This is a genomic window from Methylobacterium sp. 88A, from assembly GCF_000376345.1.
Classification (GTDB): Bacteria; Pseudomonadota; Alphaproteobacteria; order Rhizobiales; family Beijerinckiaceae; genus Methylobacterium; species Methylobacterium bullatum.
Map to the genome: position 1 here is coordinate 3,097,691 of NZ_AQVT01000001.1, position 19,028 is coordinate 3,116,718.

Here is a 19,028-nt window from a genome sequence, read left to right on the forward strand (position 1 = left end):
TTGGGACGGAAACATCCACCGGCGCGATGGCCTCGCGGCGGGTATGAAATGGAAAAGCCCTCTGTCCCTTGCCGGGAGAGAGGGCTTCTTTCATATGCCGGCCTCGGTGCAGTGTTACTCGGCGGCGTCGAGGCGCGGGCGGACGATCTCGGCGCGCTCGCGCTTGACCAGCTCGGCCGTGAGGAACGCGACTTCCAGTGCCTGCTCCGCATTGAGGCGGGGATCGCAATAGGTGTGGTAGCGATCCTGCAGGTCGTCGGCCGTCAGCGCGCGAGCGCCGCCGGTGCATTCCGTCACATTCTTGCCGGTCATCTCCAGATGGATGCCGCCGGCGATGGTCTGCTCCGCCCGGTGGACGCCGAAGAAGCCCTCGATCTCCGTCATCACCCGCTCGAACGGACGCGTTTTGTAGCGGCCGGCCGAGATGGTGTTGCCGTGCATCGGGTCGCAGACCCACACGACCTTGCGGCCCTCGCGCTCCACCGTCCGGATCAGACCGGGCAGATGCTCACCGACCTTGTCCGCGCCGAAGCGGCAGATCAGGGTCAGGCGGCCCGCTTCGTTCTCCGGGTTGAGCTGGTCGATCAGCTTGATCAGCCCTTCCGAGGTCATCGACGGCCCGCATTTCAGCCCGATCGGGTTCTTGATCCCGCGCGCATACTCGATATGCGCATGGTCGGCCTGGCGGGTGCGGTCGCCGACCCAGAGCATGTGGCCCGACGTGGCGTACCAGTCGCCGCTGGTGGAATCGACGCGGGTCAGCGCCTCCTCGTAGCCCAGCAGCAGCGCCTCGTGGCTCGTGAAGAAATCCGTGGTGCGGACCTCCTGATGCGTCTCGGGGTTGATGCCGATGGCGCGCATGAAGTCGAGGGCGTCGCTCATCCGCTCCGCCACGTCCTGGTAGCGCGAGGATTGCGGGCTGTCCTTGACGAAGCCGAGCATCCAGCGGTGTGCGTTCTCGAGATTGGCATAGCCGCCGGTGGCGAAGGCACGCAGCAGGTTGAGCGTCGCCGCCGACTGGCGGTACGCCTCCAACTGCCGGCGCGGATCGGGGATGCGCGCTTCCTCGGTGAAGGTGATGCCGTTGACGATGTCGCCCCGGTAGCTCGGCAGGCTCACGCCATCCATGGTCTCGGTGGGCGAGGAACGCGGCTTGGCGAACTGCCCGGCGATACGCCCGACCTTCACCACCGGTGACCCACCGGCAAAGGTGAGCACCAGCGCCATCTGCAGGAAGACGCGGAAGAAATCGCGGATGTTGTCGGCCGAATGCTCGTCGAAGCTCTCGGCGCAATCGCCGCCCTGCAGCAGGAAGGCTTCCCCGGTGGAGACGCGGGCGAGCGCGGATTTCAGCTTGCGCGCCTCACCTGCAAAAACCAGGGGCGGAAAGCTGGCGAGCTGGGTCTCGACCGTCTGGAGCGCAGCGGCATCCGGATAGGCCGGTACCTGCTGGATCGGCAGGTTGCGCCAAGATGTCGGCGTCCAACCGGTCCTCGATGTCCAACGCTCGCCCATGATGATCTCCCGTCCACCTCTCGGCCGGCTTCACGAAAGGGGGAATCCTTTGCGAAGAGCGCGGCTTATAGAGCGGTTCTCGGAGAGAAGCGAGCGCTTCGGATCGACGGGCTGCCCCGCGCGCGAGGTCATCGCCACGGCGAGACGGCGAGACGGCGGAACGGCGAGCGGGTTCCTCGCCCGTGACATCGAGGGGGCGAGACCGAAGGCGGCCGGGTTCCTCGGGCCTCACGCCATGGCGGGGACCGCCGGAGCGGATCGACCTGGGCGCGAGGCCTTGGGTGAGAGGCAGAGCGCGGCGCGAATGAAGATGCCTGTCAGCGCCAACTCGATGGCGATCCTCGCGGCGAGGACGTCGGTGACGTGGATCCTGACGAGATGGAGCATTTCGCTCACCGCCACGGCTGCGACGGCCCCGACGGTGAAGACGAGAAGGGAATTCCGGCCGAGGCGACTGAGAGGGTGATCGGGCCCCATCCGATACAACAGGCGGATGAGCGGCGCGCGCGGCGCGGCGGCGACGACATAGGCCAGGGCCATCACATGCAGGAAACGCAGCGGCGATTGGTAGGTTTTGCTGGCGCCGAACCAGAACGACGCGTTGCGATGCTCCGCCCATTCGAGGGCGTCCGGCGAGACGCGGATCACGATCGCGGCGAGCATCGGGTAGGTGGCGAGGTAGGCCAGGGATAGGGCAAGCGCCGATCCGCTATGGGGCAACGGGACGTCCAGCGTCATCGCCCGGCCGAGGGCGATCCCTGTCGCGAACAGGAGGGTCCAGGGCAGGATGGTCAGGGCGAAGGGTTGGCCGGACAGACTGTTGGGCAAGACGAGATCGAAATGGCCGGCGATGGCCCAGGTGATCAGCGCGGGCGGGATCGGGGTCCACCAGCGCCACACGGCCAGGCGCAGCAGGACGGGTGCGATCAGCATCAGCACTACGTAGAGGCGCAGGACGCTGGAATAGCCGACGGTCTGACGGAACGTCACCGCATGCCAGAACATCGTCCAGGGGCCGTGGTCGCGCAGCAATGCCGCGTCGCCCGTGACCTCGCCGATTGGCCCGCGGATTTCCAGAATGAGCGCGAGCAGGGCGAGGGTCGCGAGAATAAGGGCAATATTGAACGTGTGCAGCCGCATGGCCCGCACCCACAGGGGTCTGACGAGCCCGGCGACGTCCACTGGATGCGGGCGCTTCGAGAAAGCGAGCGACGTCGAGATCCCGCTGAGCAGGACGAACACCTCCGAACTGTCGGAGAAGCCGAGGCGGGACGGCGAGAGGTGGAAGAGATAGCCGCCATCGAGATGATTGACGAAAATGTTGACGAGGCAGAGACCACGGATGGCATCGATCGTCGTGCGCCGCTCGATCACGGAAGAGTCGTCCAGAAATTGGTCTACAACCAAGTTTGGACGAGTTCCCGTTAAGACTGCGTTTCTCCGGACTTGTCGAGGACGGCACGCTCGCTCCTTACGCGGGAGCGGCTGCCTCGCCCTATTCCCCTTCCCCGTCCTCCACGGCGATGCCGTGTTCCGACAGGATCCAGAAGATCGCCTCGAGATCCTCGGCCGTCACGTCGCGCGGCGGCAGGGCTTCCTCCAGATCCTCGTAGGTCAGGCGGCGCGCCCGCTGCGCTTCGGCCTTGGCGAGCAGGCGATCCACCGTCTCACGCATGTCCTCCGGCAGGGCGTCGTGACTCGGCAGGCGACGATCGACATCCGGAAACAGCGCCTGTTCCAGCATTCGGTCGATGATCGCCTGGCGCCGGTCGTGCGCGTCGTCGTTCTTTGCCATGCCCCGTTATGGAGCGCGAAAGCCGCTCGAAACAAGAGAGCCCCGCATCGCCGACTTCATGGCGCCGGAGGACGCGGCGGCCTCAACCCTGAAGGGTCGAGGTCGAGCGGGCGATGGTCACCGGGATCGCCTTGGCGGCCGGCGTCTTCGATTGCTCGTCGTGGTGCCAGAGCGGGATCAGCGGATTGAGCTCCGGGTAGTAGCCCGCGCAATTCCCTGGCGGGATGTTGTAGGCGACGATGCGAAGCCCCTCCACCGAACGGACCCTATCGTCGGAGACCGTCGTCACGTCGACGATCTCGGCATCGGCAAAGCCCAGGCGAGCGATGTCGTCGGCATTCATGAACAGGATCGTCCGCGTGCCCTTCACGCCACGGAAGCGGTCGTCATAGCCGTAGACGGTGGTGTTGAACTGGTCGTTCGAGCGCAACGTGATGAGGTCGAGGGCATCTTCGCTCCGCAGCGGCATGTCGGGATCGGCCTCGATTCCCTCCGGAACCGTGAAATTGGCCTTGCCCGTCTCCGTCTCCCAGCGGCGGTCGCGGGCGGCCAGCGGCTTGTGGATGCCGCCCGGCTCGAACATCCGGCCTTCGAGGTTGTGGAACACCGAGGGGTAGGTCGCCTCCATGGCCCCGCGAATGCGGGAATAGTCACCGACCCATGAGTCCCAGGGAACGTTCGGATTCGGCTCCAGCGTCGCCTTGGCGATCTCGGCGACGATCCAGGGCTCGGAGCGGACCTGGTCGCTCACCGGATTGGTCTTGCCCCGCGAGCCATGGAAGCACGAGGTCGAGCTTTCCATCGAGACCGCCTGCGGTCCGCTTGCCTGGGTGTCGATCTCGATCCGGCCGAGGCAGGGCAGGATATAGGCGACCTCACCGTTGATGAGGTGCGAGCGGTTGAGCTTGGTCGAGATCTGCACGGTGAGCCGCATGGTCCGCCACGCCTCCTCCATCCGAACCGTCTCGGGGATGGCGCGGACGAAGTTGCCGCCGAGGCTGATGAAGGCCTTCACGTCCCCGGACACGATACCTTCGCAGGCCTCCACCGTGTTGAGGCCCTTCTCGCGGGGCGGCTCGAAACCGTATTGCTCCTTCAAGACATCGAGGGGCGCGAGTTCCGGCTTCTCGGTGATCCCCACCGTGCGCTGGCCCTGGACGTTGGAATGGCCGCGAACCGGACAGGGACCGGCGCCTTTCCGCCCGATATTCCCGCGCAGGAGCAGGAGGTTCACCAGCATCTGCACGGATTCCGTGCCCTTGCGATGCTGAGTCAATCCCATGCCGTAGACGCCGATGACGGCACGCGCGCGGGCATAGACGGTGGCCGCCGCCTCGATGGCGGTGCGGGTGAGACCCGACCGGCCTTCGAGGGCCGCCCAATCCTGTGACTCGCAATAGGCCGCGAAGGCGTCGAACCCGTGGGTGTGCTCGTCGATGAAGCTTCGGTCCAGGATGCCGGGGCGCCCGACGCTCAGCGCTTCCCGGTCGGCGGCGATGAGCGCCTTGCACATCCCGGTGATCGCCGCGAGATCGCCACCCGCCTTCACCTGATGGTACTGGGTCGAGATCTCGGTGGCGTGGCGCGTCGCCATCTCCACCACCGATTGTGGGTTGGTGAAGCGCTCGAGCCCGCGCTCGCGCAGCGGATTGAAGGTGACGATCGGTACCCGGCGTTTGCGCGCCTCCTGCAGCTGGTGCAGCATCCGGGGCGCGTTCGAGCCGACATTCTGGCCGAAGAACAGGATCAGGTCGGTGGTGTCGAAATCCTCCAGCACCACCGTTCCCACGGGGACGCCGATCGACGCCTTGAGGCCGACGGAGGTCGGCTCGTGGCACATGTTGGAGGAATCGGGCAGGTTGTTGTTGCCGTACATCCGGGCGAGGAGCCCGTACATGTAGGACGTCTCAAGCGACGCCCGGCCCGATGCGTAGAACACCGCCGATTTCGGATCGACGGCGCGCAACTCCCGGCCGATCGCCGCCGTCGCCTCGTCCCAGGAGACCGGCACGTAACGATCGCTGCCCGCATCGTAGCGCATCGGATGCGTGAGCCGGCCCTGCTCTTCCAGGGCGTAATCCGTCCAGTCGCGGAGTTCCGTCACCGTGTGCCTGGCGAAGAAATCGGGGCCGCAGCGCTTGGCGGTCTGCTCCCAGGCCGTCGCCTTCGCGCCGTTCTCGCAATATTCGAACGTCAGCGGCTTGGCGGGCTTGGCCCAGGCGCAGGATACGCACATGAAGCCGTCCGGCTTGTTCTGCTTCATCAGCAGCGCCGCGCCCGACACCGGGATCTCCTCCCGCAGGAGGATCTCGGTGAGGGACTGCGCCGAGCCCCAGCCGCCGGCCGGCCCGTCATAGGCCTCGATCTTCGGCTCCGCCATCTTGTCGGTCATTCACAGGGCCTCTGACACTGGGTCGGTTGGCAAGCCAACGGCAGCGCCGAGTCCCTGTTCCGGGGTGCGGCTCTAACCCACTCCCTCCGGCCGTTTGGTCACGGCGGGCACCCGCATGGTGACGAGTTCCTCGCCCGCGGTGGGATGGACCGCGATGGTCCTGTCGAAATCGGCCTTCGTCGCGCCCATCGTCACGGCGATGGCCACCGCCTGGATGATCTCGCCGGCATCGTGACCGACGATATGGACGCCGAGCACCCGGTCGCTGGCGCAATCCACGATGATCTTCATCAGGACACGCTCGGCGCTGTTGGAGAGCGTCGCTTTCATCGAGCGGAAGCTCGACTTGTAGATGTCGACCGCCTCGAACCGCTCGCGCGCCTGATCCTCGGTGAGGCCCACCGTGCCGATTTCGGGCGTCGAGAACACGGCGGTGGCGATGAGGTCGTGGTTCACTGCCCAAGGCTTGCCGCCGAAGACGGTGTCGGCGAAGGCATGGCCCTCCCGGATGGCGATGGGCGTCAGGGCGGCACGGTTGGTGACGTCGCCCACCGCGTAGATCGAGGGCACGCTGGTCTGCGAGAAGGCGTCCACCGGGATCGCGCCGCTCTCGTCGGTCTCGATGCCCACATTCTCCAGGCCGAGGCCGCTCACCGCCGGCTTGCGCCCCGTGGCGACGAGGACCTGGTCGACCTCGATGACGCTGCCATCGCCCAGGGTGGCGGCGATGCCGCTGTCGCGCCGTTCGAGGCGCTCCACCGTCTGGTCGAGCCGGAGATCCAGGCGCTTGTCGAAGGCGAGGCCGAGGGCGTCACGGACCTCCTCGTCGAACCCGCGCAGCAGGCGGTCGCCCCGGTGCAGCAGGGTCGTGCGCGACCCGAGATGCGCGAAGACGCTGGCGAATTCCACCGCGATGTAGCCGCCACCGATGATGAGGATGCGCTCGGGCAAGGTCTCCAGCTCGAAGACCTCGTTGGAGGTGATGCCGAGATCGCCGCCGGGAATGACCGGCACCTTCACCGGATACGCGCCCACCGCCACGAGAATGTATTTCGCCCGCACGCGGCGCCCCGAGGCGACGAGGCGGATCGTATGCGCGTCCTCGATGACGGCCCGCTCCGCGATGACGGTGACGCCCGCCCGTTCGAGATTGGTGTCGTAGATCGATTCGAGGCGCGAGACCTCGGCGTCCCGGCGGGTTTTCAGGACGCTCCAATCGAAGCGCGGCTCGCCCACCGACCAGCCGAATCCGGCCGCGTCCTCGAACTCGTCGGCAAAGCGCCCGGCATAGACCATGAGCTTCTTCGGAACGCAGCCGCGGATCACGCAGGTGCCGCCGATCCGGTACTCTTCGGCGAGACTCACCCTGGCGCCGTAGCCGGCCGCGATGCGTGCCGCCCGCACGCCCCCCGAGCCACCACCGATGACGAACAGATCGACGTCGAACTCGTCGGTCATGGCAGATTCCTCACAGTGACGGATAGGGGTTCGGCGGTCCGGGCCGAACGCGGGGCTGGTTCCGTCCGCTCTATCGCAGGAACACGATGTCCGTCATTGCCGAACGCCGAGAATCCATCGTCGCAGATGATTCCGCCGGGCTGGGATGGCTGCCCAGCCCGGGGCTCGACGTCCGATCGAGGTGCCGGCTACAGGAGGAAGTCGCTTGCGTGCAGGGTCTCCACCACGTTCTTGAGGGAGATCTGGAAGTCGGCCTTGCCGTCGCCGTTCACGTCGCCCTCCACGATCGTCGCACTGCCTGAAACGAGGGCGTGGAGCTGGCCCGCCTGCTTGCTGAAGGCGGCATCGCCGATGAAGCTGAAAGGCTGATCGCCCGTCGCGCCCGTCACGGCTTGGATCAGGTGCAGATCGATATGGTCGGCACCGATGGTGAAATCCGAGATCTGGTCTCGGTGCTCGGCGCCCGCCGCGCTGTCCCTGATGGACTTGAACTGGAAGGTGTCGTCGCCCGCCCCGCCGAGAAGAACGTCGCGGCCGCGTCCGCCGATCAGCGCATCGTCCCCCGCGCCGCCCTTCAGCGTGTTCGCGGCGGCGTTACCGGTGAGGACGTTGTCCCCGGTGTTGCCGGTGCCGTTGATCGCCGACGTGCCGGTGAGCGTGAGGTTCTCGATGAACTGGCCGCCGATGGAGAAGGACACGGAGGACTTGACGAGGTCGACGCCGTTCAAGCTCCGCTCGATGACGCGATCGCCGGAATTATCGACGATGTAGACGTCGTCACCATCGCCGCCCTTCATCGTATCGGCACCGGTATATCCATCGATATAGTCGGAATACCGCGATCCGTTGATCGTGTCGTTCCCGGCGAAGATGTCCTTCAGCACGTATTGCGTGTCGTTGTGATCGAAGAATGTCTTCTCGTGGGCGACCGTCACGTCGATGCCGCGCAGCGTGCTGTAGAGGCCCGCGCCGTCGTCGTAATCGAGTGCCGTCGTCGTCCCCGATGTAGGGTCTCCGTTCCTCGCGTAAGTCAGATCGTGGCCTTGGACCAGGATGGCCGTGCGATCGTTGAAATCGAGCTCGTATCCGGTCGGGCCAGTATCGTAATAAAGTCCACCCGTCTTATCGAGTTGCCAGATATCCAGCGTTCGAAAATCGACCTTGTCGTAGACGCTGTACGTCGCCATCGTTTCCACCCGTGTTCGAGCAGCGATGTCTGGGCCTGACAGTGCCTATGGCCGGATCATCGCCTGGGCGCTCGGTATCCGGGCCTAAGAGCGTTGTACATTCACACAATTGCGACGTGCCGGACCGGGACGAAGCCTCCTTCGACGTGGTCGCTCCGGTAAGATCGCAGGTAGGAGCCTGGCGATATCGACATGCATCTGAGCCATGGGTGGCGGCCTGAAGCATGGTTGCAATGGTAACGCTAAATATTTTTCGAGACGGCCGCGATCCCAGTTACGCTTAGCGGCCGTGTATCGCGTGATATCTACGGAACGCTTTGGCTTCCATCGGAATTGAATGGGTCCGATGAGGGAGATTATCATGCGACATCAGCTGGCTACACTCGCCTTTGTGGCGATTCTTGGTTCGAGCGCGGCCTACGCGCAGACCACTGTGACCGGCAAGCCCGCCACCGACGCCGAGACGAGCGCCAAGTCCGGCGGACAGGAATCCGTGACGCGGCCCAACACCGACAAGCCCGACGCGAACCGCCCCGCCACCACACAGGCGACAGCGGCCAACGCCAAGCTCGAGGAAGGCGCCAACAGCTTCACCGAGGGCCAGACCCGCAGCCGGCTCGAGCAGGCGGGCTACAAGGACGTGAAGGAACTCAAGAAGGACGACAAGGGCATCTGGCGCGGGGCGGCGACGCTCAACGGCAAGCCGGTCACCGTCGGCGTCGACTTCAAGGGCAACGTCGCGGCCAACTAGCCGCGTCCCTGAAGCTGCCGACCTGTCGATACAGTGAGAGGAACGATCCCATGGCATACCAGACCATTACGGCACTCTACGATTCGTATGACGACGCCAGCAAGGCCGTCGCCAAGCTCGAAGCGTCGGGCATCAGCCACAGCGACATCAGCATCGTCAGCAGCAACGAGAACGACCGGCATGCCGGACTCGTGACCACCGCCGATCATACCCGCACCGACACCGCCGAGACGGCATCGACGGGTGCCGGCACCGGAGCGGGCGTCGGTACGTTGCTGGGCGGCGCGGCCGGCCTCCTGACCGGGCTCGGCCTCCTCGCCATCCCGGGCGTCGGCCCCGTCGTCGCCGCCGGCTGGCTCGTCACCACCCTGGCCGGTGCCGGCATCGGTGCCGCGGCCGGTGGCCTCGTCGGCGGCCTGACCGGCGCGGGCTTGAGCGAAGCCGATGCCCATACCTACAGCGAGGGCGTGCGCCGGGGCGGTACCCTCGTCACCGTCAAGGCCGACGATGCGCGCGCATCGCATGTGATGGACGTGCTCGAAGAGCACGGTTCGGTGAACGTCACCGAGCGTGCCGAAGGCTGGAAGGCCGATGGCTGGACCGCGCCGACCACGACGCCCTCCGATGCCACCACGGTCCCCGGAGCCCGTCCGGGTGTGCGCTCCTACCCCACGGCGTCGCTGTAATACCGGCACCGATCCCAAACGGAAAAAGCCGCCCGAAAGGGCGGCTTTTTTGTGCCGTCTCGATGAGGAGACGCGGCTTACTTGATCTTGGTTTCCTTGAAGTCGACATGCTTGCGCACGACGGGGTCGTACTTCTTCATGGACAGCTTCTCGGTCTGCGTCCGGGAGTTCTTCTTCGTGACGTAGAAGTAGCCGGTGTCGGCGGTCGAGATCAACTTGACTTTAACGGTGACGGCCTTGGCCATGGCGCGGTGCTCCTGAAGGTGGCGGCATTCCGCTTGAGCGAAACGCAAAATGGCCGGCACGGACCGGCTGAATTCCGCGCGGTCATTGCCTCATCGGGCTCACTTCGTCAAGGCCGGGGCGGTTGTCCGAAGCCGCCACAGGACGAGGCAGGCATAAGCGACGAGCACGCCGCACATGGCATGGGCGAACCCCTGAGGGGGCATCAGGTCCATGCCGCCGCCGATGATCGGCGGCCCGACCATCAGGCCGACATTGTAGAAGATCAGGAAGGCGGCGTTCGCGCCCGCGAGTTCGGCCCCGCGCACGCTGGCCCCGAGATGGGCCAGGCCGACCGTGTAGAGCGTGCCGGTCAGGCCGCCCCAGATCAGTAGAAGGACGGCGAGCCAGAAAGGGGACGCCGAGGCCGCCGGGATCAAGGCCGCGCCGATGGCGCCACCCAGCGCCGAGGCGAGGAGGAGGTGGCGGCGGTCGAACCGGTCGGCCAGGAGGCCGAACGGGATCTGGAACAGGACGTGGCCCAGCGCGAGCATGCTGACGAGCCCGGCCGCACTCTCCGCGTCGAGCCCGATCCGCAGGCCGTAGAGCGGCAGGATGGCGAATCCCCCGGTCTCGACGGCGCCGTAGACCAGGGCCGCGAAGATGGCGGCCGGCGCCAGCCGGATATAGCCGAGAACGCCTCGGCTGCTCTTTCCCTCGATCACCGGCGCCAGGCCGCGCGCCAGGGCGATGGGCACGGTCCCGAGGAGGAAGAGAGCCGCACCGGCGCAATACGGTGCGTAACCCTGGGTGCCGATGACGACGAGGAGGGTCGGTCCCACCGCGAAACCCAGCGCCAGCACCGTGGCGTAGATGCCCATGACGAGGCCGCGCCGGGCCGGGGGCGCGACCTCGTTGATCCAGAACTCGGACAGGACGAAGAGCACGCCCAGCGTCGCCGAGAAGACGAAGCGGAGGGGGAACCACCAGCGGATGTCGTGGAGCAGCTTGAACCCGATGAGGGAGGCCGCGCCGATGACGATCGCGAGAATGAGAAGGCGGACGACGCCGATCCGCGCGGCCAGACGCGGCACGAACGGCACGGTAACGATGCTGGCGAGACCCGCCAGCGCCGTATTGATGCCGATGACCGTGCTCGACACGCCCATGCGTTCCATCTCGAGGGAGAGGAGCGGGATCGACAGGCTGAGGCCGATGCCGACCACCGCCACGCAGGTGATCGCGGCGCTCATCGCCGCCACATGCGCGCGATCGAGCGTGTCCGAGGCGGGGCGGTCGAGCATGATCCAGGGCCGTTCCGAGGGATGCGCGAGAGGGCGCATGGAGGGTGAGGCTCTACGCCATCATCCCCCTTCCACGGAACCTGCCGGACGGCTGGGCTGGGCTGCGCCCCCGGCCAGCCGGTGCTACCGCGCCGCCGATTTCAGGGGCTTTCCCTCTTGCTTGGGTGCCTGGCGCTCCATCCTCTGGCCATCGCGCAGGTCGACGGGCGGGCTCAGGACGATCTGCTCGCCCCCGTCCAATCCCTGGTCGATCTCGATGGTGGTGCCGAGATCGCGCTGGATATGGACGCCGCGCCATTCCACCGTGCCGTCGTCGCGGGAAATTGCGACCTGGGTGCCGCGCTGATTGAACACCAGGCCCTCGGCCGGGATGACCGCGTTCCTTCCCGTCCGCGGCACCTTCAGCGTCACGTAGACGTAGAGGCCGGGCCGCAGGCTGCCGTCGCCATTGGGAACGTCCACCTGCGTGGTCAGGGTCCGGGACGAGGTCAGCAGGGCGACCGAGCTGCGCTCGACCTTGCCGGAGAAGGTCCGGTCCGGGATCTGCGGCACCTTGATCGTCGCGGCGACGCCCGGACTGACCCCGACGGCGAGATTCTGGGGCACGTTGACGACCACGCGCAGGACGTCGTCCCGGTCCATGGACAACAGGGCGGTGCCGGTACCGTCCGCCTGGACGAGATCGCCGATATCGACGCTGCGGGCAGTCACGACACCGTCGAAGGGGGCGATCACGTCCTTGAAGCCGGTCAGTGCCTTCAGGCGGTCCACGGTGGCGCGCTGCGCCTTGATGTTGGCCTCGGCCACCTTCACTCCCGCTTCCGCCGAGGCGAGGCTCGCGCCCTGGCTCAGCACGCTCGCCTGGGAATTGTCCGCGTTCTGCTTCGAGGCCCAGCCTTGCACGGCGAGGGTCGAGGTACGGCTGTTGGTGGCGGTTGCGAGATTCACGTTGGCCTTCGCCTGATCGACCATCGCCCTGGCCTGGAGGAGCTGGGCTTCGAGTTGGCCCACCTGCGCCTGGGCCTGCGCCAGCTGCTGGTCGAGATCGGGGGCGGCGATGCGGATGAGGATGTCGCCCTGCTTCACCCGCGTGCCGATATCGACCCGGCGCTCGGCGATGTAGCCGGTGGCGCGGGCGAAGAGGGACGCCCTGGCGAAGGCGTCGGTCTGTCCGGGCAGGGTGATGTCGATGGGCTGGTCGGCCCGCTCCACCGGGATGGTCCGCAGTTTCGGCACGAAATCCCTGGCCTTGCGCTGCGTCTCTTGCGCCGCGGCGGCCTTCTGCCAATGACCGTACCCGCCCCAGCCGAGCAGGCCGACGGCGATGAGCCCGGCGATGAGGAACGGCCCCTTCCCGGGCGGCGGCGGGATCTCCGCCGGGCCTCGCCCCGATCCATGACTCGAACCATGAGCCGTCACCGTGCCGGTCTTCTCATCGATCGCGTCACCAGGGCTGTTCCCGCTCATGCGTAATCCTGAAGCGGCTTGACCTCGCCCCGCCTGAGGAGGGTGTAGAGGAAGGGCACGAAGAGCAAGGTCGAGGGCGTGCCGATGGCGATGCCGCCCATCACGGCGCGGGCCAGCGCCGCGTTCTGTTCGCCGCCCTCCCCGGTGCCCAGGGCCATCGGGATCAAGCCGAGGAACATCGCGCCCGCCGTCATCAGCACGGGCCGAAGGCGGGTTTCGCCGGCGAGCAACGCCGCCTCAGCCGCGCTGCAGCCCGTCGCCTCCCGGTGCTCCTTGGCGAAGGTGACGAGGAGGATGGAATTGGCCGACGCGATCCCCACCGACATGATCGCCCCGAACAGCGACGGGATCGAGAAGGTCGTGCCGGTGATGAACAGGCTCGCGACGATCCCGCAGAAGGCGAGCGGGAGCGCCGCCAGCACCACGAGCGGGTCGCCCCAGCTCTGGAAGTTCACGGCCATGAGGAGATAGACCGCCACCAGGGCGATGGAGAGGCCGATTCCCATGCGGAAGAAGGCCGATTGCATGTTCTCGATCTGCCCGCGCACGGTGATCTTGTCCGGAGCCGGCAGGGCCTTCTGCTCTTCCTCGACGATCCGGCGGATGTCTCTGGCCACCGAACCGAGATCGGAATCCTGCACCGCCGCGTAGATGTTGAAGGTCGGCTGCGTGTTGACGTGGTTGATCACCGTCTGCGACCCCTCGCGGCGCATGGTGGAGACGCTGGAGAGCAGTGTCAGCACGCCCGGCGCATCGGAATTGCCGCTGACGAGGAGCGGGGTGTTCTGGATCGCCGTGAGGCTGTCGTTGCGGTATTCCGGGGTCTGCACCCAGAGCTGGTAGGGGATGCCGGTCTTCGGGTCGGTCCAGAAATTCGGCGTCACCTGGAAGGAGCCCGACAGGGAGACGTTGAGGCCCTGCGCGATCTGCTGCTCGGTGAGGCCGAGCTCGGAGGCGAGGCGCCGGTCGACATCGACGAAGAATTGCGGCGTGCCGACGATCTGGTGGAGATGGACGTCCACCGCCCCGCGCGTCTCCTTGAGGCGACGGACGATGTTCTGCGCGGCGGCGAGGTCCTTGGCGGTGTTGCGGCCCGAGACCTGGATGTCGATCTGCGCCAGCGTCCCGAAATTGAGGATCTGCGTGATGATGTCGGATGGCTGGAAATAGACGATCAGGTCGGGGAAGCGCTCGCGCAGCACCTCGCGCAGGCGCTTGGTGTAGCCCGCGACCGAGCCGTGGCCCTCTTTCAGGTTGATGAGCATCTGCCCGTCGTTGTTGGCGACGAACGACCCGTCCGAGAAGGCGAAATTGTAGTTGTTCGCGGGCAGGCCGAGATTGTCGAGAACCTGGTCGATCTCGCCCTCGGGGATGACCTCGCGGACGACGGCCTGGACTTCGGCGAAGGTCTGCACCGCCGTTTCGATGCGCATGCCCGGGCGGGTGCGCAGATGCAGCGTCATCTGGCTCGATTCGACCTGCGGGAAGTAATCCTGGCCGACGAAGCCGAACAGGCCCGCCGTGCCCGCGAAGATCACCGCCACGGTGGCCAGCGTGACGACGCGGCGGCGCAGGACCACGTGGAGCAGTCCGAGATAGCTACGGTGGAAGCGGGCGAACCGGGCTTCGAATCCCCGCCGGAACCAGCCCGCGAGGCGGAAGAGCGGCCCGAACAGCCATCCCAGCGCACGGGCGACGCGGCCCCGTCGCGGAGCCTGCCCGCCCTTGCGGTGATGCGCTTCGTATTCCCGCGCCACCAGCACGTCGATCAGCACCGGCACCAGGGTGCGGGACAGGACGTAGGAGGTCAGCATCGCGAAGACGACGGCGAGCGCCTGGGGCGTGAACAGGTATTTCGGCGTGTCCGTGAGGGCGAAGACCGAGACGAAGGCGGCACAGATCGAGAGTGTCGAGATCAGCGCGGGTTTGGCGATACCGGCCGCGCCCTCCACCACGGATTTGCGGAACGGCTCCCCCTCCTCGAACAGCCGGTAGGTGTTCTCGATGGCCACCGTGGCGTCGTCCACGAGGATGCCCACCGCCAGGGCGAGTCCGCCCAGCGTCATGACGTTGATGGTCTCGCCCAGCGCCGTGAGGATCGACAGCGAGGTCAGGATCGAGAGCGGGATCGAGACGAGCACCACGATCGTGGAGCGCCAGGAGCCGAGGAACAGCAGGATCGTCAGGCCGGTGAGCGCGGCGGCGATGACCGCCTCGTGGATGACGCCCTCGATGGCGGCGGAGACGAAGACCGACTGATCGAACAATTCGCGCAGCGCCATGCCCTCGGGGGCGGCGGCGCGGATGTCCGGCAGGGCCTTCTTCACGTTGTTGACGACGTCGAGGGTCGAGGCGGTGCCGTTCTTGAAGATGCGCATCAGCACAGAGTTCAGGCCGTCGGCCCGCACGATGTTCACCTGCGGCGGGCCGCCGTCGCGGACATTGGCCACGTCGCGCACCAGCACCGGCTGTCCGCCGACCACCCGGATCGGCACCTGATTGAGCGCCTCGATGGCGTCCGGCGTGGCGTTGAGCTGGATCGGGTATTGCTGCTCGCCGATCTTGGCGAGGCCGGAGGGCACGGTGAGGTTCTGCGCCGTCATGGCGTTGGTGACGTCCAGTGCCGTCAGGCCCAGAGCGCGCAGGGCCTGGAGGTCGAGATCGACCATGATCTGGCGCGGCGTGCCGCCGAAGGGCGAGGGCAGCGTGGAGCCCGGCACCTGGGTCAGGCGCTGGCGGATGCGGTACTGCGCGTAATCGTAGACCTTGGTCAGGCTCTCGCTGGTGGAGGAGAGCGAGAGCTGGATCACCGGGACGGAGGAAGCCGAGAACCGCAGGACGATGGGCGGCTGCACCCCCGGCGGCATGGTCGAGCGGATCGAGTTCATCGCCGAGACGGTCTGGGCGATGGCGAGATCGATGCTCACCGACTGGTCGAAATAGACCTTCTGGATCGCCGTGCCCTGCAGCGTCGTCGATTCCATTCGGGCGATGTTGTTGACGTTGTTCGAGAGCGAGAACTCCGCATAGGTCGTGATGCGACGCTCCATCTCGGAGGTCGAAAGGCCGGTATAGGTCCACACCACCACGACCACCGGGATGTCCACGGTGGGAAGCACGTCCTTGGGCGCCACGATCACCGAGGCCGCTCCCCCGAGCATCATCAGCACGGCCAGCACGTAGATCGTGATGCGAAACTTCAGAGCATACTGGACGAGGCCCATACGGTATCCGCGCAACCTGTTCGGGCTGGTGTACCACGTTCGTCGCATGCGACGAGGTGATCTGTAGCCGTGACGCCGCGACGCAAGCGGCGGACCGGGCCGGGATATTTGTTTCCGGATGTAACCGGTACGCGGAGACGCTCCGCCCAGGACCGCGCCTATTTCGCGGGTTTGGCCGGCACGTTGCGGCAGATGCCCTTGAGCGTCGTCCAGTCCGTCTCATCGAGGATGCGGCGGCCCACCGTCTCCGAGCCCGCCATCGCGCGGATGCGGTTGGCGCGTTCCACCGTGAAGGGATGGCTGCGGAGCAGGCCCGCGAACTCGGGCTTCTCGTCGTCCTTGGCGATGCGTTCGAGGATTGTCGCCAGCGCCGTGGCGTCCCCGCCCGACCGGCGCATGACCTCCACCGAATAGGAATCGGCCGCGTTCTCCGCCTCACGCGAATAGCCGGCCGAGATGGCGGCCTGTCCCACCGCGACGACGATCGTGGAGCCGGTCAGGTCGCCGAGCACGAGGCTGAGGAGGAACGAGCTTCCGCTCGCCGCCAGCAGCGCGCGCATGGGATCGTGCGCGGCGACATGGCCGAATTCGTGGGCCAGCACGCCCGCGAACTCGTCCGGCGTCCGGGACTGATCGATGAGGTCCGATAGCACGACGACCCTCCCGCCGGGCAAGGTCAGGGCGTTGGCGATGGCGTGCCGGCGGACGCTGATCACCGGATCGACCGGCAGGCCGGCATCCGCCGTCATCCGCTCGATCAGACGGTCGAGGACGGCCCGCGCCGGGGCATCGTCGCAGACCGGCGGGTCGCCCAGGATCTTGCCGATCTGCCCGTCCACCGCGCCGCCGAGCCGCGCTTCGATCGCCGCCGGGATGACGGGTGCCAGACCCACGGCAATGGCCGGGACACCGTAGATCGCCAGACCGATCACCGAGATTCCGGCCGCGATCGACCACAGGACGAGGCGCAGGCGACCGCCCGAGGCGGAGGAGTCGGTTCGGTACAGGTCCGGACAGCGATCCTTCAGTGCGGCGGCCAGAGTCTCGTCGGTGAAATCGACCCGCTCGGCACGTCCCGCCGGGCCGACCCGCATGAGCGGGGCGGCCGTGTCGCCGGCCGCGAGGTCGGCGAGTGTCCAGGCGAGGCGTAGGTCCCGCCCGGTGATCTCCAGGCTGTCCTCGAGGACCAGGGTCACCGGATGGGCCCTGGCGCTCAAGCCATCGTAGTACGTGCCGTGGACCGCTTGTGCCGGCACTAGAACCCCACTTCGAGGGCGCCGCCGACATCCAGCGCGTCGGCGAGGCCCTCGTTGAGGCCGCTGCCCACGCGCCGGCTCGACGCGAGCACGGCATCGAGGCCGCCGGCATTCTCGACCACCGTCGTGATGGCGACCGCGGCCCAGAGCCGCGCCGTGATGACCCGGACATAGAGGACCGCGAAGAACAGCGCGCCGCCGAGATAGCCGAATGCCATGCCGAACAAGAGCGCCCAATGAAATCCGCTTTCCATGCCCTGCGCCTGGAGGAGCAGGCCGCCGCCGCCGATGACGAGGCCGAGGATCAGCACGAATCCGATCACGGAGAGGAGATAGACGAGATAGGGCCAGTAGAACTGGCGGGCCTTCAGGGTGGACGAAAGGCGCACGGGGCCGAGGCTGGCCGCGTTCATGAAGAGCCGTGTCTCCCGCGCCCGGTAGAAGGGGATGAGCAGCAGCCCGAGAGGAATGGTAATCCCCAGCGTCGTGAGGAAGAGCTCCCCGAACGTTGCGATAGGGGTGCCCTCGTAATCGCTGTTGAACTCCGTCTCGCCGGGCTTGCCCCCCTCCTTGGGGATGAACAGGTCGTCGGGGATGGTGAAATCGGCGGCCACGAGGAAGGCGATCAGCGCGGCGCCGATGGGCAGGAGCACCACCACGTAGAAGGCCAGCCAGGGCAGCAGCAGCGAGCGCCCGCTCGCCGTGGATTCCATCCGGCTCGACCCGATCAGGGTGTGATTGATCCGGTACCGCTCCAGGCTCGCGCGCATGAAGGGGAAGGCGAGGCCGAGGGTCAGAAGCGTCAGCAGCGACCAGCCGATGGCCATCAGCGCGTAGGTGATCGCCGATCCGTCCTGCCCGAGGCGGATGCCGCGCCACAGGGTGCGCGAGGCACGGTAGCGCCGGCCGCGATAGATCGCGAACTGGCCGAGGACGTAGAGGACGAGGAAGGACAGCACGCTGCCGAAGGCCGCGAGCCAGGGCGCGGAGATCGTCGCGATGAAGATCAGCACGTAGACGGGGATCAGGATGGCGACGGCGACGAGGAAGCCGAGGAACAACTCCTTGCCGGTTCCGGTATATTCGCCCGGGCTGCCGTTGACGATTGTCCGGTTCCAGAAGTAGCGCCGTAACTCGGTGATGTACCAGAACCGGTAGATGCCGAAGGTGACGAGGGACAGGAGGAAGCCACGGACGGCGATGCCGGTGAGGCCCTGGAGTGTCCTGTCGAAGGTGATCGGGCCGGAGCGGTCCATCCCGGATCGCGTGTCGGTCATTGGCGGCTGCGACATGATACCTCCTCTCTCGGGAGGCGACATATAAGCCTATCGTCTCAGACGAGGCTACCCGCCGACGTGACTTTAGATCGGCCTGCTCTTGCCCGGATGAAGTACGGGGCCGCCGCCATGGTCACAAAGCCCCCGTCCGGTCTTCGAATGTCTGCCCGGAGACCTGTATTAGAAGCGTTTTCATCGCGTGATCGCGATGGAGGGGGAGATCTGTCTCACCGACTGTCGAATGATCGAAGGAGATCGCACCGATCAGCAGCAGCGGAAACCATTCCGGTTACCGACGCCGAACCGGGCATTCTCCCGGTTGCGGTAGAATTCCCGCTCGGTCATCGGTTCCTGGTCGGCATGGGTCCGGCGGATATGGGCGGCATAGGCTTCGTAATCGCCCTGCCCCACCATGAGGCGGGCGCCGTTGCAGACGCATTTCGAGAAGGTCTTGAGCCGGTCCCGCAATTCCGTCGACGACAGCGCCATGGTTC

The 19,028-nt window shown here is 66.6% G+C and carries 15 protein-coding genes; 2 read left to right on the top strand and 13 right to left on the bottom strand.

All coding sequences use genetic code 11. The annotated features are described in order from the left end of the window. Positions 1-114: 114 nt before the first annotated feature. The 6 genes from A3OM_RS0114935 to A3OM_RS0114960 all read right to left on the bottom strand — a co-directional run bounded on the left by A3OM_RS0114935 (position 115) and on the right by A3OM_RS0114960 (position 8,347). Positions 115-1,515, bottom strand: a complete 1,401-nt coding sequence (locus tag A3OM_RS0114935; protein ID WP_018044567.1) for a 3-deoxy-7-phosphoheptulonate synthase class II — start codon at positions 1,513-1,515, stop codon at positions 115-117. A gap of 228 nt (positions 1,516-1,743) precedes the next feature. Then, positions 1,744-2,889, bottom strand: a complete 1,146-nt coding sequence (gene opgC, locus A3OM_RS0114940) for an OpgC domain-containing protein (RefSeq protein ID WP_018044568.1) — start codon at positions 2,887-2,889, stop codon at positions 1,744-1,746. A 121-nt stretch (positions 2,890-3,010) separates the two neighbouring features. After that, positions 3,011-3,310, bottom strand: coding sequence for an RNA polymerase sigma factor region1.1 domain-containing protein (locus A3OM_RS0114945; RefSeq protein WP_018044569.1), 300 nt, complete (start codon positions 3,308-3,310; stop codon positions 3,011-3,013). A gap of 82 nt (positions 3,311-3,392) precedes the next feature. Continuing rightward, positions 3,393-5,690 (bottom strand): FdhF/YdeP family oxidoreductase, encoded by a 2,298-nt coding sequence (locus A3OM_RS0114950; protein WP_026176061.1) that lies wholly within the window; start codon positions 5,688-5,690, stop codon positions 3,393-3,395. An 84-nt stretch (positions 5,691-5,774) separates the two neighbouring features. After that, positions 5,775-7,160, bottom strand: coding sequence for a glutathione-disulfide reductase (gene gor / locus A3OM_RS0114955; protein ID WP_018044571.1), 1,386 nt, complete (start codon positions 7,158-7,160; stop codon positions 5,775-5,777). A gap of 188 nt (positions 7,161-7,348) precedes the next feature. Then, positions 7,349-8,347, bottom strand: coding sequence for a calcium-binding protein (locus A3OM_RS0114960; RefSeq protein WP_018044572.1), 999 nt, complete (start codon positions 8,345-8,347; stop codon positions 7,349-7,351). A 361-nt stretch (positions 8,348-8,708) separates the two neighbouring features. Here A3OM_RS0114960 and A3OM_RS0114965 point away from each other — a divergent pair, with 361 nt between their 5' ends. Further along, on the top strand, positions 8,709-9,098 hold the full coding sequence (locus tag A3OM_RS0114965) for a hypothetical protein (RefSeq protein WP_018044573.1): 390 nt from the start codon (positions 8,709-8,711) through the stop codon (positions 9,096-9,098). A 50-nt stretch (positions 9,099-9,148) separates the two neighbouring features. Beyond that, complete coding sequence (locus A3OM_RS0114970) at positions 9,149-9,784, top strand: general stress protein (protein ID WP_018044574.1); 636 nt, start codon at positions 9,149-9,151, stop codon at positions 9,782-9,784. Between the two features lie 77 nt (positions 9,785-9,861). On the opposite strand, the gene rpmG is transcribed toward A3OM_RS0114970, so the two are convergent. From rpmG to A3OM_RS0115005, 7 genes are all read right to left on the bottom strand, one after another. Then, positions 9,862-10,029, bottom strand: a complete 168-nt coding sequence (gene rpmG / locus A3OM_RS0114975) for a 50S ribosomal protein L33 (RefSeq protein WP_018044575.1) — start codon at positions 10,027-10,029, stop codon at positions 9,862-9,864. Positions 10,030-10,128: 99 nt separating this feature from the next. Next, positions 10,129-11,310: an MFS transporter gene (locus A3OM_RS0114980; RefSeq protein WP_026176062.1), complete on the bottom strand. Its 1,182-nt coding sequence runs from the start codon at positions 11,308-11,310 to the stop codon at positions 10,129-10,131. 123 nt (positions 11,311-11,433) lie between these two features. Then, positions 11,434-12,777, bottom strand: coding sequence for an efflux RND transporter periplasmic adaptor subunit (locus tag A3OM_RS0114985; RefSeq protein WP_018044577.1), 1,344 nt, complete (start codon positions 12,775-12,777; stop codon positions 11,434-11,436). Beyond that, positions 12,774-16,001 carry an efflux RND transporter permease subunit gene (locus tag A3OM_RS0114990; RefSeq protein ID WP_018044578.1) on the bottom strand — a complete coding sequence of 1,076 codons (3,228 nt, stop codon included), beginning with the start codon at positions 15,999-16,001 and terminating at the stop codon, positions 12,774-12,776. The genes A3OM_RS0114985 and A3OM_RS0114990 overlap by 4 nt, the downstream gene beginning before the upstream one ends. Positions 16,002-16,159: 158 nt before the next feature. Beyond that, complete coding sequence (locus A3OM_RS0114995; protein ID WP_018044579.1) at positions 16,160-17,257, bottom strand: M48 family metallopeptidase; 1,098 nt, start codon at positions 17,255-17,257, stop codon at positions 16,160-16,162. Beyond that, on the bottom strand, positions 17,257-18,549 hold the full coding sequence (locus tag A3OM_RS0115000) for a YjgN family protein (RefSeq protein ID WP_026176063.1): 1,293 nt from the start codon (positions 18,547-18,549) through the stop codon (positions 17,257-17,259). Before A3OM_RS0115000 ends, A3OM_RS0114995 begins: the two co-directional genes overlap by 1 nt. A 249-nt stretch (positions 18,550-18,798) precedes the next feature. Beyond that, positions 18,799-19,023 carry a YbdD/YjiX family protein gene (locus A3OM_RS0115005; protein ID WP_018044581.1) on the bottom strand — a complete coding sequence of 75 codons (225 nt, stop codon included), beginning with the start codon at positions 19,021-19,023 and terminating at the stop codon, positions 18,799-18,801. Between the last annotated feature and the right edge of the window lie 5 nt (positions 19,024-19,028).